Genomic DNA, 13,670 nt, shown 5'->3' with positions numbered 1-13,670 from the left:
AGGCGCCACTTGATGTATATATAGTTTACAGATAAACGAGATGAATTACAACCTTTTAGAATAAACCTACTGCTTTTCCATCTTCATTTACATCCATTTGTAGTGCTGCTGGTTGTTTAGGAAGGCCTGGCATTGTTAACATTGTTCCTGTTAACGCAACGATAAACCCTGCACCGATAGATGGTTTTAATTCACGAATTGTAACGATAAAGTCAGATGGGCGACCTAATTTTGTTGCATCATCTGAAAGAGAGTATTGTGTTTTCGCCATACAAATCGGTAGGTTACTCCAACCTTCTCCTTCATATTGAGCTAATTGCTTACGTGCTTTCGGAGCAAATTCAATATCTTTTGCGCCGTACACTTTTTGAGCAATTGTACGAATTTTTTCTTCTAATGGTAATTCTAATTCATAAAGTGGTGCGTAGTTGTTTTCACCTTTTTCAATTTCTTTTAACACTTTCTCAGCAAGGTCAACTCCGCCTTGACCACCTTTCTCCCAAACTTCTGTTAAGGATACTGCATAGCCACGCTCATTGCACCATTCTTGTAAGTATGCAACTTCTGCATCTGTATCAGTAATGAATTTGTTAATGGCAATTACGAAAGGAACACCGAAGCTTTGAATTGTTTCAACATGCTTCTGTAAGTTCTCCATACCTTTTGCTAACGCATCTACATTTTCTTCTTTTAATTGATCTCTCGCCACACCACCGTGCATTTTAAGCGCACGAATAGTCGCAACAATAACTACCGCTTCTGGTTTAATACCAGCTGCACGTGCTTTAATATCTAAAAACTTCTCGGCACCTAAATCTGCACCGAATCCAGCTTCTGTAATAACATAATCACCTAATTTTGCTGCCATTGTCGTAGCGATAACACTGTTACAACCGTGAGCGATATTCGCAAATGGTCCGCCATGAATGATAGCTGGTGTATTTTCTAATGTTTGTACTAAGTTCGGTTTTAATGCATCTTTTAATAGAAGTGTTAACGCTCCTTCTACTCCTAAATCTTTAACTGTTACAGGTTGATTTGAAAAATTATAAGCGACAACAATGCGAGATAGACGTGATTTTAAATCTTGAATATCTGTTGCAAGGCAGAATACGGCCATAATTTCAGATGCTACTGTAATATCAAAACCATCTTCACGTGGTACACCTTGAACCGGTCCACCAAGGCCAATTACTACGTTACGAAGGGCACGATCATTTAAATCAACACAGCGTTTCCAAACGATTTTACGCGTATCAATTCCAAGTGTGTTTCCTTGTTGGATATGATTATCAATGAACGCCGCTAATGCGTTATTGGCAGTTGTAATCGCATGAATATCTCCAGTAAAGTGAAGGTTAATATCTTCCATTGGTACTACTTGAGAATAACCGCCACCTGCTGCTCCGCCTTTTAATCCCATTGTTGGTCCAAGAGATGGTTCGCGAAGTGCAATTACTGTTTTCTTACCAATTTTATTAAAAGCTTGACCTAAACCAACTGTTACTGTTGATTTACCTTCTCCTGCTGGAGTTGGGTTAATTGCTGTTACTAAAACAACTTTACCGTCTTTCTCATCTTGTAAACGCTTAAAAATATCAAGAGATAACTTGCCTTTATAATGTCCGTATGGCTCTAGTTCTTCTTCTAAAATATTTAAATTTGCTGCAATTTCTTGAATCTTCTTCATACTTGCTTCTTGTGCGATTTCAATATCAGATTTAACTGTTGTAGTAGTTGTCATGTACCCTAGTCCCCCTTTAATTGATTCTGATGATATTGTATCAGTTTTTTGTATTTTCTGCACTTATTTACCTCCTAAAATCCTTCAATTTTGTCACACGTTTTTTAACATAAATACCCATAAAAATGTTAACGCTTGTTGTAACTCTGTAGGTAGCTGACCTAACATCTTCTCATTTACTCCGCGCTTATATACGCCGGTACCATCTACAACTTCAAATCCTTGTTCTTTTGCTAACTGTTCAAATTCCCAAGGCATCATCGTATTGCAAACAACGTCTTTGCCATATAGGCGCGGATAACTGTTCTCTCTCGGTTTTGCTGTCGGTCCTAAAATTGCAATACATGCGTATCCATCTTTCTTTAAAACACGCTTTATTTCATTTAATGCTCGCAACGGCTCCTCGGTCCATTCTAAAGAATTAATTGCCATAATTGCTTCAAATTCCTCATTTTCAAATGGTAATGAAGAAAGATCACCTTTTATAAAAGATAAATTTGGGTCTTCTCCGCGCTCCTTACCCTTTTGAATCATAACTTCCGATAAGTCCACCCCAACCGCTTTGTAGCCAGTAAGACTTAATTTATATGTACCATACCCATCACCACAGCCAACATCTAACACTTGTACTTCCTTTTCCACGTACTGCTCAAAAAATGGAATGATTGTACTCCTGCTCCCGCTATCCCACATTTCTTGACTATTTTGATTCCAAAACTCTGCATTGTTATCCCATTTTTTCTCTGCCGATTCATGCCAATTAAACTTCGCCATACATTCCCCTACCTTCACGTATTATCATTCATTTCATTCTACATCATGTTCCAAAATCCCTGTTTATCTTCATAAGGAGATAAAGTGAAACTTTAATCAGTGGGGGGGTTTGTTCGTCCCCCACTGATCATTATTTGAACCAATCGGGCTTTTACTGGCAGCCCGACTCCCATCTAACTTCTTTGCTCCAGCCGAATTTTGAGGTGGGGGTCTTACTGCACGGCAAATAGCGGGATAAACAGGATAACAATGGAATCTATTTTCTCCAATTTTTGCTTTACTTGGGTTTAACTCATACTCATGTTCTGCTTCTTATGAAAGATACTATAGATACACCCAATTGAAAGAGAGGGATGTACATGCGAAGAAAGAGAAATCATCATTTTAAAAGTGGTGAAAAAAACGAAGAGTATGCAGCTGAAATATCTCCAGCTGGTATTCCGATTAGACATGAGCGCAAAGAAATTGCAAATGAAATAGAAGGTACAAACACCGGTGCAATGATAGGCTATGTCGCATTATTTCTTTCGTTATTCTCCATTGCTTTTTATCCTGTTACACTCGGCTCCCTTGCTATTTTAGTTGGCTTGTTAGCTGTCAATTTTGGGGCAAGAACACTTGGATATACCGCAATTGGTTTTGGCAGCTTTTCTGTTTTATTCACTTTACTATATCCGCTTGCTTTATCAGCATTTTAAAAAAAACACACCAAGTTATACTTGGTGTGTTCATTCATGATACAACATGATATGACCGCATCCACAACAATGCTTCGCTGTAATTTCTTGAAAAACCGGATAATTTTCTTCATCTCTATGCTCAATAAACACCTTTTCAAATCGGTACATGTTTGGCGCATATGCCCAATCTTGTTTCGTACGTGCATATAATGTTGAAGAAAAAAACTCCTCACCACCACAAACGATACATCCCTTCTTCATCAATACCCCTCCTATGCTTGTCTTACTTCATCTATATGAACATAAGCATAAAAAAAAGACCTTCTATTACTAGAAAGTCTTCTCTGAAACAAAAAGAAATGTACCGAATATACCTACTCCGCTATATTCTTTCATAACACCAGCTTCTGTTTTATACGTTTGCTTTACAGTCATAAAGAAAACACCATTTCGTGCATCAATACTTTCAAACTGTAATTTCTCTTTTTTTTCATCTACATTTTGCGTGCATTCAAAGCTACTCTCGTCACATTTTAATGCATACTTATCCTCTAAATACAATTTAAAATCTGATTCTTTCGGACAAGTTATAAGTAATATTGCCACGAGAATAATACTTACAATACCCACAATTGTATAATATTTCTTCATTTGTTCTCCTTTCAAAAGACAAGAAAACTTGACTTCATGCGCCAAGTTTTCTTAGTCTACAACCCATTGCCACTCTTGTTCTTTCTTATCAAAAATGAGCCAACCCGTTTCTGTTGCTTCCGCTTTCAATTCATCGATATTATCTAGTACCTCATCCGTACTTTCGAATGATCCTACTACATATACCGGAATTTCAAGACCTCTTCTCGACTCAATTTTCCCCGCTAAATCAATGTATAACCCATCTTCCATTAACGGCATAAGCCCAAGGATAACTTCCTTTGAAATTGCTGGGAAAATTTTTGATTTTTGGAAGAAAGTAAAACGTTTCTTTCCAAACGAACCGAGTTTATATGGAATCACTTTACTCAGCATTCCTACAAAATCACCGATTCTACGGTAATACACTTTGTTGTACCAACCGTCATCATGTGAAAAATAAACGAATCTATTCTTCAACAATGGGAAGAACGTTCTTCCAAGTGGTTCTTTTTTGTGAGCCAAATATAATAATTCTGCAATTTCTTTTGGCTCTAACTCATCTAAATCGCTTGCATCATCGAAATCTACCCAACAAAATTCATCAAATTCATCAATCTCTGCTTGAATGAGTTTATGTATGTTTTCTTCCTCAACATATTCAAATAAAGTATGATAATGAAAATCTGTCCACTCAAAATTATGCTTTAAAAGCAATACTTGATGAAGCGGTGAAGGGATGTTACTTGCAAACTCTTTAAACGTAATTCCAGATGTAATAAAACAATGACCCCGACGATTACCATTAATATATATCATATTGTTTACTTGGTCAGATCCTCCAGACAAAGCACCTAGCCACCTTCGTTTTATATGTTTCAATTCTATAGCATATTTTAACATGAAAAATTTTAGAAACATAGAAAAAACTTCAAAAACTATTTACAATTTCATGTGTTTTATTACATACTGATTACAAGAAAAAACGCCTGCTTATGAGCAGGCGTTTTTAAAGGATATCATCTGGGTTTTGAGGGTGATTATTTCCCTCTTTCTTTTCTTCTTTTTGGAACATCGATTGAATTTTATCAATTGTTTGCGGAGCTAATTCAATTATTTTTTCTGCTAAATGTGTCGCATTTTGTAGATGAAGAATATTTATCCCGTCTTTATTCACGACTAGAAATGCTACTGGTGTAATAGAAACACCACCCGCGCTACCGCCACCAAATGCAGGGTTACCGTTCGCTCTTTGTCCATCATTCGTCTGGAAGTCAGATCCTCCTGCTCCAAAACCGAACGCCACTTTAGAAACTGTTAACACTACACCACCGTCAGCCGTTTGAACAGGCTCCCCAACAATCGTATTTACATCGACCATTTCCTTCAAATTTTCCATTGCTGCTCTCATTAATCCTTGAATTGGATGATCCACCGTTCATAACCTCCTTTGTCATATCTTTCCTAGTTTTTCCGAAAGTTGGTGAACTAAACATAAAATTTTATATTGATTTCAAAAAACTTAAGTTGTAATATTTAGAAAAATAAAAAAGAGGTCGATTCGTTATGATGAGAAAATTAACAAAGAAAGATCATAAACAAGTATTTTCTTTTCTAAAAGAAGAAGCAGCCCTTAACTTATTTATTATTGGGGATTTAGAAGCTTTCGGTTATGAAACAGACTTTCAAGAATTATGGGGTGTATTTAAAGAGAATGGAACATTAAAATCCATTTTACTCCGCTTTCACGATACATTTATACCGTATAGTAAAGAAGAGTTTGTGGTTACTGACTATGAGGCACTTCTTTCCGCATATAAGCCGCTTAAACTCTCTGGCAAGTCAACTATTGTAGAAAGATTTGAAACTGCTCCAAGTGTACAACTAGGCACCAAAAATGAAATGTATTTTTGCGAATGTCTAAATGACAGCAACTTACCTAGCACACCAATTCATGAAACAATTAAACTTGCCTCACTCGATGATATAGAACGAATTATGAAATTACGAAGTGACATCGCTGAATTCCCGGCTGCTAATGAATCAGAAAAAATGTTAAGGCAAGCTATCGAAACAAATACAGGACGTACATATTATATTGAAAAAGACGGCGCAATCATCGCATCCTCCTCAACTTCCGCTGAAAATTCAGACTCAATTACAATTGCCATCAATCCTTTTTCCGTACTTGTTTCATGTAACTCACCCTTCTCCCAAAACACAGCTTGTCCAGCTTCTATCTTCACTTTTTCTTTATTTGCCCCGCATACATATCCTTCACCATCCACAATAAGAAGCAGCTGCGACACAACTGCTTCATGATATCCGATGATTCCATTCTCTTGTAAATGCATAGCGCCGATATGTATATTCCCTTGATCGTTTAATATTTTCGACATTATGAAATTAGATTGAAATACTGATATGTGCTTTCCCATTTTTCCGCTAAAGTCAAATATTTTCATTCCTGCTCCTCCCTATATGTATAAAACCATCCTTATTGTCTGCATCAAATGTCCTTCAAAATCTTCTTCAAATTGCTCTAAAGCTGCAAAACCTTTCGCTTCATAAAAACGCTTTCCTTTTTCATTTGCTGCTTCTACATGTATGTACAGTTTCCGAATCCCTTTAAGTCCGTTAATCCCTCTTTTTAACAAAGCACTTCCTATCCCTTTTCCTTGCTGATCTGGTAACAAATAAATCGCACCTAATTCTGCTTCATTTTGCAGTCTAACAGGTGAAAAATTCGCAAATCCAATTACTTCTCCCTCTTCTTCTGCAACGAATAAATGTGTATTTTTAAGACGATATTTCATTTTTTCATCAGAATATGCTTCCTCTAAAAAACTATCTTGAATCTCTCTCGGAATAATTCCTTCGTAAGTATCATGCCAAGCTATTTTTGCTACGTTTTGTACAGCATGAATATCTTCTTGCTTCATTTCTCTAATTACATATGTCATCTCGATGTCTCCATTCTCATTAAATTATATTCTGCTAATATACTAGAAGAAATGGCAAAACCATTTTCATAATTTACCTTAATTAATTTTAACTTCTCAATCGAAGCTATTGTAACATCAAATTTTCCATATATATATTCCATTACACTTAAAAATTGATTTGAATTTAACCCATTAGAAATCGTGCAATGCGGAACCCATTTTCCTGGCACGTAATATGAATTCGAATTATCATGAAAAGTTTTGAAATAATCATGATAAGAATGATGAAGTCTTAATAATTCATCGGTAATGGTCGGTGCTAGAAAGATAGTTCCGTTAGTAGGAAAAGTTCCAACAGAAGGAAAAGTTACAGTGGAGATGTTCTCTTGAAAAGCTACAAACTCCTCTAATTTCTTCGTATATAAATTAACATCTAACTCCTTATAATCAGCCAATGTTATATGTGGTTCTACTCCGGCTAGTTCATTTGTTTCAATTATATTCGTTAATTCATTTTGCAATTCTCTAACTTTATTAGTAAACACACAATCAAATGTAGCAATGATAGCGTACATGCTTCCTCACCCCTTTGTTACACGTAGCGCTTCCCATTCTTCACGAATCATTCCCATTCGAATAGAATCATAGTATGTCCCGTTATAATATCGGCATTTTCGCATTCTTCCTTCTAAGCTCATTCCTATTTTCTCTGCTACTTTCATCATTCTTTCATTGCCAGACCAGGTTGTAAGCCCTACTCTACCAATCTCCATATTTTCAAATAGTAAGTCCCTATATAATGTTAATGCTTCTGTACCATATCCACCATTCCAGTATGCTGGGTCATAAATTACGATTCCCATTTCTAACCAACGCGTCGGTTTATGCTCCCAATAAAATCCGACTGTCCCTATAATTTGGCCGTTATTTTCTATAATTAAATTTGACAGTGGTTCTTCTTTTAAACGAGCTTGCATCTTCTCTTTATAAGATGGGCATTCTTGCATTGAGAAAGGGAAATATGGCGCATCCCATTTCTTCCATTCTGGATTCTCTTCTTTAAATACGAGATTCCATAATGTTTTTATATCTGATTCTTCTATTGTACGAATTGTAACTTTGTTCCCCTTTAATATAACGTTTTGCATAATTTCCTCCTACATTCCTCTTTATTTCATATACAATTATAATATTTTTTCAGAAAAATCAAAACAAAACTCTACTCTATATTGTATAATTTTGTTATAAAATACGAATTATTTATGTAAATTAGCCAATTTTTTCGAGTTTAATCTAGAAACGGAACTTCGGAAAAAATTAGATGAAGTACGAACTCGTAGCATAGTTAATAAAAAATAGGAGGTTATACCCCTCCTATTTTAGCTAAATATTGTATTCCCCTTCTTTTCTACCTCAAGTAGAATTCCTTTCTCAATCCAGCCTTCTACACCATCTTTTTTAATTAAATCATATCCCATGCAGCTATCATCAATTAAAGAAACTGTATCCCCTTTTCTAATACTGATTTGCGCACAAGAAATATCCGTTTTCACTGTATACTCACCTGATTCAAGTTGCTTTATATACTCGTTTTTCACATGAAGTAATTCATTTGTTCCTAGTTGTTTACATACGGTAAAACCTTTCATTCTCTCCACAGGCTTTATGTAATAATGCGGATATGTAACCCCGCCCTGCATTACTGAATTCGCATTAAAATCGGCCAATACCTCATACTGTGGAAAATGATCTACATATGTATAAGAAAACGTATCACCTAAAGTTGTCCTCTGTATAATAAATGCGTTTAATTGCCCTGCTTCTTTAATCGCATTACCACCATCAATCGCAATAATTTTTTTCTCCTTATCAATAACTGGATTGTTAGACGGCGCCTCTTCGGAATAGTTCACAACAGGCCAATGTCCAACAATTACGTACTTATCCGCTCTATGTGACTTATTAAAAAACTCTGGCATTGCAATTGCATTTTTCCTGTCTGTTTGTCTCCAATTCTCTCTATCTTCAAGACCAGCATGTACAAAGATATAATCTTCTGTTTCAATCGCTGTCGGCAATTCTGTTAGCCACTTTATTTCTTTTGAAAAATGGCTCATCAATATGTTTTTCACTTCACGAATATCACTTTCTTCATTAACTGTAATGTTCAATTTCCCTAGCCATTCATTAAAAATTGTATTTTTTCGCGTACATAAATAATTTATTAGCGCAGGATTTTCATTTACAAGCGCTTCAACTACAACTTCACAATTCCCTTCAACTACATAAACATTTGGCTTGCTAACTACTAAATCCATGACGTAGTTTACTACGCCGATGCTATCGTTCCCCTTCTCACAAAGGTCGCCATTTATAATTAAATAATCATCATCTTTAAAATTAACTTTATGTAGTAGTTCCTTAAAAAGATCTAATTCTCCATGAATATCAGAAATAATGATGACTCTTACATCATTTGGTATAGATAATTTCTTTATTTTTTCCAAGTATAAACGCTCCTAACATTCTCTAAATACAATATCGCCTTATTAATTTCTAATATTCGACAAATTATATTACTAGACCTGTTCCTAGCTCAAATCTGTAAAAGAAAATAGGTTCCATATATTTTTACACACGGAACCTACTTAATATTATAACTCTTTATAAAAAGAATAACTTACCTTATCATAGCCTTCTCTTTCATAAAAACGATGGGCATCAACTCTTGGAAACGCTGATGTAAGAACGATAGAACTGCACCCTTTTTCTCTCCCCCATTTTTCTACATATGACAGAAGAACTTTACCATATCCTTTCGATCTGTGAGCTTCCGCAGTTACAAGGTCATATACGAAAACATGTTTCTCATTATAAAAGTTCGTACAAATTGCTACACCAGCAAGACAAACAACTTCATCATCTTCATTCTGTAACGAAAGTAGTTTATAATTTTCTTCTTTCATTTTTTGAAATAAAGAACTTGCTTCTTCTCTTGAAATTTTTGTTCGTAATTGCTGTAATACAGGGAATACATCATGTAAATCAGCTTCTGTTACTACTTCTCTAATATTCATTATAATTCTCCCCTTGCTATTTATTAAATTTTCTAAATGTTATATCATCATTATAAAAAGTAACTGCCCTTAACTTAAGTGACAGTTCGATTATTTTTTATATGGCCAGTTTTTAAAGGAGAATTCTTAAAATGGATCTTACTATCCCATTACAATTAGAAAGTAAAACACCAATTTACTTACAAATTTACGAATATATGAAACGAGAAATTTCTCAGGGATTACTACCTGCCGGTACACGCCTTCCTTCTCATAGAAATTTAGCGATACAACTTAATGTTAGTCGTATTACTGTTGAATCTGCTTATCAACAATTACTAGCTGAAGGTTATGTAGAAAGTAAACCGAAACGCGGGATTTTTGTTGTGGAAGTTGATATTGATATCATTCAAAATAAACAACACGTTGCGTCAAACAGCGCTAACAATATTAAAAATGAACAATATGACTATGATTGTAGCCAAGGCCTTATTGATCAAAAAGCTTTTCCAATTACAAACTGGAAAAGAGCATTACAAGAAACTTTATTCCAGTATGAAAATGAATTATTTGCTAAAGAAGATCCTCAAGGTGAGTTCGTTCTACGAGAGCATATTTCAAAATATTTATACCATGCACGCGGGGTACATTCTTCACCTGATCAAATTATTATCGGAGCCGGTACGCAGCCTCTTCTTTGGCTACTACTTCAACTGCTTGGTTCAAAAAAAGAATACGGAATCGAAAACCCTGGATTTCACCGTATAACTGCCATGATTCAAAGTTCTGGTCTTCCTGTTCACCCTATTTCATTAGACGATAAAGGGATTCGTATTTCAACTTTACTTGAATCACGTTCCAATGTAGCATACGTCACTCCATCACACCAATTTCCTCTTGGAATGATTATGCCATTATCTAGAAGGCTCGAATTATTAAAATGGGCCAATGATTGCGGAGGATATATTATTGAAGATGATTATGACGGAGAATTTCGTTATGTAGGAAAACCTATTCCCTCTTTACAAGGACTAGATTCAAATGAACGCGTTATTTATATGGGAACTTTCTCGAAATCCTTCTTACCTTCTTTGCGAATGGGGTATATCGTTTTACCAACTCACCTATTAAAAATCTATACAGAGCTGGAAGGTAAGTTTAAACAAACTGTTTCCACAATACAGCAACTCGCTTTTGCAACCTTTATTCACAATGGTGATTGGGAGCGCCATTTGAACCGTAGTCGTACGTTATATAAAAGAAAGCACACATTACTAGTTAAATCTATCAAAAATGAAATGGGATCTCGTGTTCAAATACTTGGCGAACAGTCTGGACTGCATATCGTACTTCATGTTCATAATGGTATGAACGAACAAGAACTGATTCATACTGCTGCAAAACAACAAATCAAATTATACCCACTCTCTACATATGATTCTGTACATAATTTAAGGGAGGCGTCATATGTACTACTCAGTTTCGGCAGCATTCCCGAAGATAGTATCGAAATTGTAGTCAAATTACTAAAGGAAGCCTGGTTCCTTTAGTAAAATAACTCCACATAAGTTATACTTATGTGGAGTTATTTTACACACTATTTTTCTGATACGTCTCCTGATCGAGCAGTCCTTCCTGGACGCTTAACACCAGTTGTTTCTGTTGAATAGGAAGCTTCAATTATAGCGGTTGGATCTACAGAGAGAACGAGATCTTTCATTTTTGGATAAATGAAACGGTTTGTAATACAATAAATGATTTTCTTGTGCTCTCCTAAAAAACCACCTTCTCCATGTAGATACGTAACGGATAATTGCAATTCTTTCATAAGCAAATCGCCTATTTCTTTATTTTTCCCAGAAATAATCATAACGCTCTTTCCTTGATTAATACCATCTAATATGAAATCAATCATTTTCGTAACAATATAGAAAATTGCTAATGAGAACATCGCTTGCTCAATTGAAAATAAAATAGCAACAAATACAAAAATAACCGCATTTACAGCAAGTAAAAATGTACTAATTGGTACTTTAAAATGCTTGTTCATCCAAACAGCTAACATTTCTGATCCATCAATTGCTCCGCCCATTTTTACAACGATCCCAACACCAACTCCAAATAGAACTCCTCCGTAAAGTACAATTAATAATTCCGAAGTCGTAATTGCTGGAAATGGTTTTAAATAAATCAATCCGAGTGTTGTAACAACATTTGCATAGGATGTACGGATGAAAAACTTCTTTCCCATTACCTTTGCAGTAAATAGTAAAATCGGGATATTAAGTCCTAAAAACACTCCGTAAAGCGGTAATCCAGCAACTTTATTTGCCATAATAGCAATGGCCGTTACCCCACCATCTACTAATCCATTAGGTGCTAAAATAAGCTCTAGTGAACCCGCTACAATAATGGAGCCAATTGTTAATAATACGTATTCAAATAATTTTTTCATTCATTACCCCCAAAACTTATGTATTTTCTTAGTATTATTTTAACGTAATTTTACTACTAATTCAAAGATATGAGTTTATATACACAAAAGTTTCACCTTTACAGTGATTTTTTATGTAATTTATTTATAAAAACACACTTACATATTACAGTAAGTGTGCTCCAAACATTTATTTAAGTTTTAAGTATGAATTCATTTTCATTTTTAATATTTCATCAACTGCCCTATTATACCCACCAGCATTTCGAAGTGTCTCTCCAACTTTACGACTATTTTCCTTAAACGTTACATCATACGTTACTTTCTCTACAGCTTCACGTAACGATTCAGAAGTTAATTCTTTACGATTAAGCCTTATTCCAGCTCCTACTTCACTCACTCGCTTCGCAACTAAAGGCTGATCTCCTGTTACCGGAATTACAACTAATGGGACACCGTAATATAGTGCTTCACTTGAACTATTCATACCACCGTGTGTCACGAATACATCAGCAAGCTGTAATACTTCTAATTGCGGCACATAATTAAACAACTTAAAGTTATTCGGAATGTTTTTAAATTGACTTATATTTATCTTCTTACCAACAACTAATATGACTGTCGCTTCTACATCTTTAAACGCTTCAAAACATTTTTCATATAGCTCAGGTTGTTCATTAAAAACTGTTCCCATAGAAATGAAAATCAATTTTTTATCTTTTAAATCTTCCATAGGAAAGCGCCCTACTTCTTTACGCGTAGCAATTGATGGGCCGACAAACTTATACGATTCATCGAATACATCTGAACGCGGCTGATATTCCTTTGAAGTATATACAATAGTAATATCACCAGGATGGTTCATAATATCATACATACTATTACATTTCATTCCATACTGTCTATTCCATTTTTCCATTCCTGCTAAACAAGATTGATACAATGGATTCGTTTCATCTACTTTTCTTGATTCATGTTCATCGTTAAAAGTAATGTACTGATTAAAAGCAAACGTTGTACAAGAAGAAACGCTAGGTAATTTTAAAAAATTGGCTATAATACGTCCTACTGGAAAATGATTATCGTATATCAAGTAATCATACTTTTCCCCTTTTGTTTCTTCTACAATTTGAGTAACAATACGCTCTGATGCTTCAATCATATGAGACAGCATCGTCAAAGGACTCCCACCTTCATTTACTCGCTCCATAATATTAATTTGAGAGAGGAAATTCTCAAACACTCGGAATTCTGCACCTGTTGCTTCAATCTTCTTTCTATAATCTTCAATACAATACGAAACAACTGTCTCCCCTCGCCGAATTAACTCACTTACAATAGCTAAAGTCGGATTTATATGACCTTCTCCAGGGAAATTTATTACGAGTACATTTGCCATAATATTCT

Annotated in this window: 16 protein-coding genes and 1 pseudogene; 3 read left to right on the top strand and 14 right to left on the bottom strand. The window is 35.1% G+C overall.

The window, feature by feature from the left end; genetic code table 11:
* Positions 1–55: 55 nt before the first annotated feature.
* Positions 56–1,744, bottom strand: a complete 1,689-nt coding sequence (locus ABH959_RS03340; RefSeq protein ID WP_002031556.1) for a formate--tetrahydrofolate ligase — start codon at positions 1,742–1,744, stop codon at positions 56–58.
* A 93-nt stretch (positions 1,745–1,837) separates the two neighbouring features.
* A complete protein-coding gene (locus ABH959_RS03335; protein ID WP_113938552.1) occupies positions 1,838–2,518 on the bottom strand; it encodes a class I SAM-dependent methyltransferase in 681 nt (226 codons plus the stop codon).
* A 359-nt stretch (positions 2,519–2,877) separates the two neighbouring features.
* Here ABH959_RS03335 and ABH959_RS03330 point away from each other — a divergent pair, with 359 nt between their 5' ends.
* A complete protein-coding gene (locus ABH959_RS03330; protein ID WP_001253195.1) occupies positions 2,878–3,216 on the top strand; it encodes a hypothetical protein in 339 nt (112 codons plus the stop codon).
* 30 nt (positions 3,217–3,246) lie between these two features.
* On the opposite strand, the gene ABH959_RS03325 is transcribed toward ABH959_RS03330, so the two are convergent.
* From ABH959_RS03325 to ytfJ, 4 genes are all read right to left on the bottom strand, one after another.
* Entirely contained in the window at positions 3,247–3,459 is a 213-nt protein-coding gene (locus ABH959_RS03325) for a hypothetical protein (protein WP_002012518.1), read from the bottom strand.
* 69 nt (positions 3,460–3,528) lie between these two features.
* Positions 3,529–3,849, bottom strand: a complete 321-nt coding sequence (locus ABH959_RS03320) for a hypothetical protein (protein WP_002165916.1) — start codon at positions 3,847–3,849, stop codon at positions 3,529–3,531.
* Positions 3,850–3,900: 51 nt separating this feature from the next.
* Positions 3,901–4,677, bottom strand: a complete 777-nt coding sequence (locus ABH959_RS03315; RefSeq protein ID WP_002085994.1) for a hypothetical protein — start codon at positions 4,675–4,677, stop codon at positions 3,901–3,903.
* Between the two features lie 160 nt (positions 4,678–4,837).
* Positions 4,838–5,263 carry a GerW family sporulation protein gene (gene ytfJ, locus ABH959_RS03310; protein WP_113938551.1) on the bottom strand — a complete coding sequence of 142 codons (426 nt, stop codon included), beginning with the start codon at positions 5,261–5,263 and terminating at the stop codon, positions 4,838–4,840.
* A 131-nt stretch (positions 5,264–5,394) separates the two neighbouring features.
* Here ytfJ and ABH959_RS03305 point away from each other — a divergent pair.
* Positions 5,395–5,994 (top strand): annotated as a pseudogene (locus ABH959_RS03305) (GNAT family N-acetyltransferase); the annotation flags it as partial.
* Here the strand turns inward: ABH959_RS03305 and ABH959_RS03300 are convergent.
* From ABH959_RS03300 to ABH959_RS03275, 6 genes are all read right to left on the bottom strand, one after another.
* On the bottom strand, positions 5,922–6,293 hold the full coding sequence (locus tag ABH959_RS03300) for a cupin (protein WP_404492275.1): 372 nt from the start codon (positions 6,291–6,293) through the stop codon (positions 5,922–5,924). The pseudogene ABH959_RS03305 and the gene ABH959_RS03300 overlap by 73 nt on opposite strands.
* Positions 6,294–6,305: 12 nt before the next feature.
* Entirely contained in the window at positions 6,306–6,791 is a 486-nt protein-coding gene (locus ABH959_RS03295; protein ID WP_113938547.1) for a GNAT family N-acetyltransferase, read from the bottom strand.
* A complete protein-coding gene (locus tag ABH959_RS03290; protein WP_404492274.1) occupies positions 6,788–7,348 on the bottom strand; it encodes a 2'-5' RNA ligase family protein in 561 nt (186 codons plus the stop codon). Before ABH959_RS03290 ends, ABH959_RS03295 begins: the two co-directional genes overlap by 4 nt.
* A 6-nt stretch (positions 7,349–7,354) precedes the next feature.
* A complete protein-coding gene (locus ABH959_RS03285) occupies positions 7,355–7,921 on the bottom strand; it encodes a GNAT family N-acetyltransferase (protein WP_113938545.1) in 567 nt (188 codons plus the stop codon).
* A 231-nt stretch (positions 7,922–8,152) separates the two neighbouring features.
* Positions 8,153–9,280 carry a metallophosphoesterase gene (locus tag ABH959_RS03280; RefSeq protein WP_113938544.1) on the bottom strand — a complete coding sequence of 376 codons (1,128 nt, stop codon included), beginning with the start codon at positions 9,278–9,280 and terminating at the stop codon, positions 8,153–8,155.
* Positions 9,281–9,427: 147 nt separating this feature from the next.
* Complete coding sequence (locus ABH959_RS03275) at positions 9,428–9,850, bottom strand: GNAT family N-acetyltransferase (RefSeq protein WP_113938543.1); 423 nt, start codon at positions 9,848–9,850, stop codon at positions 9,428–9,430.
* 131 nt (positions 9,851–9,981) lie between these two features.
* Here ABH959_RS03275 and pdxR point away from each other — a divergent pair, with 131 nt between their 5' ends.
* Entirely contained in the window at positions 9,982–11,379 is a 1,398-nt protein-coding gene (pdxR, locus tag ABH959_RS03270; RefSeq protein ID WP_113938542.1) for a MocR-like pyridoxine biosynthesis transcription factor PdxR, read from the top strand.
* A 47-nt stretch (positions 11,380–11,426) separates the two neighbouring features.
* Here the strand turns inward: pdxR and ABH959_RS03265 are convergent, their stop codons facing one another.
* Together ABH959_RS03265 and ABH959_RS03260 are read right to left on the bottom strand one after the other, a co-directional pair.
* Entirely contained in the window at positions 11,427–12,284 is an 858-nt protein-coding gene (locus ABH959_RS03265; protein WP_060749812.1) for a YitT family protein, read from the bottom strand.
* A gap of 169 nt (positions 12,285–12,453) precedes the next feature.
* Positions 12,454–13,662, bottom strand: coding sequence for a macrolide family glycosyltransferase (locus tag ABH959_RS03260; protein WP_113938541.1), 1,209 nt, complete (start codon positions 13,660–13,662; stop codon positions 12,454–12,456).
* Positions 13,663–13,670: the final 8 nt, after the last annotated feature.

The sequence above is a fragment of the Bacillus sp. RC51 genome (assembly GCF_044908115.1).
GTDB lineage: Bacteria > Bacillota > Bacilli > Bacillales > Bacillaceae_G > Bacillus_A > Bacillus_A mycoides.
Note: the sequence above shows the minus strand (reverse complement) of the source record. Positions and strands in the feature narration are given on the sequence as shown.

What these genes read in the sequence shown, in the direction of transcription:
- ABH959_RS03340 (WP_002031556.1), bottom strand. Translation starts at nt 1,744, where the DNA reads ATGACAACTACTACAACAGTTAAATCTGATATTGAAATCGCACAAGAA.
- ABH959_RS03335 (WP_113938552.1), bottom strand. Translation starts at nt 2,518, where the DNA reads ATGGCGAAGTTTAATTGGCATGAATCGGCAGAGAAAAAATGGGATAAC.
- ABH959_RS03330 (WP_001253195.1), top strand. Translation starts at nt 2,878, where the DNA reads ATGCGAAGAAAGAGAAATCATCATTTTAAAAGTGGTGAAAAAAACGAA.
- ABH959_RS03325 (WP_002012518.1), bottom strand. Translation starts at nt 3,459, where the DNA reads ATGAAGAAGGGATGTATCGTTTGTGGTGGTGAGGAGTTTTTTTCTTCA.
- ABH959_RS03320 (WP_002165916.1), bottom strand. Translation starts at nt 3,849, where the DNA reads ATGAAGAAATATTATACAATTGTGGGTATTGTAAGTATTATTCTCGTG.
- ABH959_RS03300 (WP_404492275.1), bottom strand. Translation starts at nt 6,293, where the DNA reads ATGAAAATATTTGACTTTAGCGGAAAAATGGGAAAGCACATATCAGTA.
- ABH959_RS03295 (WP_113938547.1), bottom strand. Translation starts at nt 6,791, where the DNA reads ATGACATATGTAATTAGAGAAATGAAGCAAGAAGATATTCATGCTGTA.
- ABH959_RS03290 (WP_404492274.1), bottom strand. Translation starts at nt 7,348, where the DNA reads ATGTACGCTATCATTGCTACATTTGATTGTGTGTTTACTAATAAAGTT.
- ABH959_RS03285 (WP_113938545.1), bottom strand. Translation starts at nt 7,921, where the DNA reads ATGCAAAACGTTATATTAAAGGGGAACAAAGTTACAATTCGTACAATA.
- ABH959_RS03275 (WP_113938543.1), bottom strand. Translation starts at nt 9,850, where the DNA reads ATGAATATTAGAGAAGTAGTAACAGAAGCTGATTTACATGATGTATTC.
- pdxR (WP_113938542.1), top strand. Translation starts at nt 9,982, where the DNA reads ATGGATCTTACTATCCCATTACAATTAGAAAGTAAAACACCAATTTAC.
- ABH959_RS03265 (WP_060749812.1), bottom strand. Translation starts at nt 12,284, where the DNA reads ATGAAAAAATTATTTGAATACGTATTATTAACAATTGGCTCCATTATT.
- ABH959_RS03260 (WP_113938541.1), bottom strand. Translation starts at nt 13,662, where the DNA reads ATGGCAAATGTACTCGTAATAAATTTCCCTGGAGAAGGTCATATAAAT.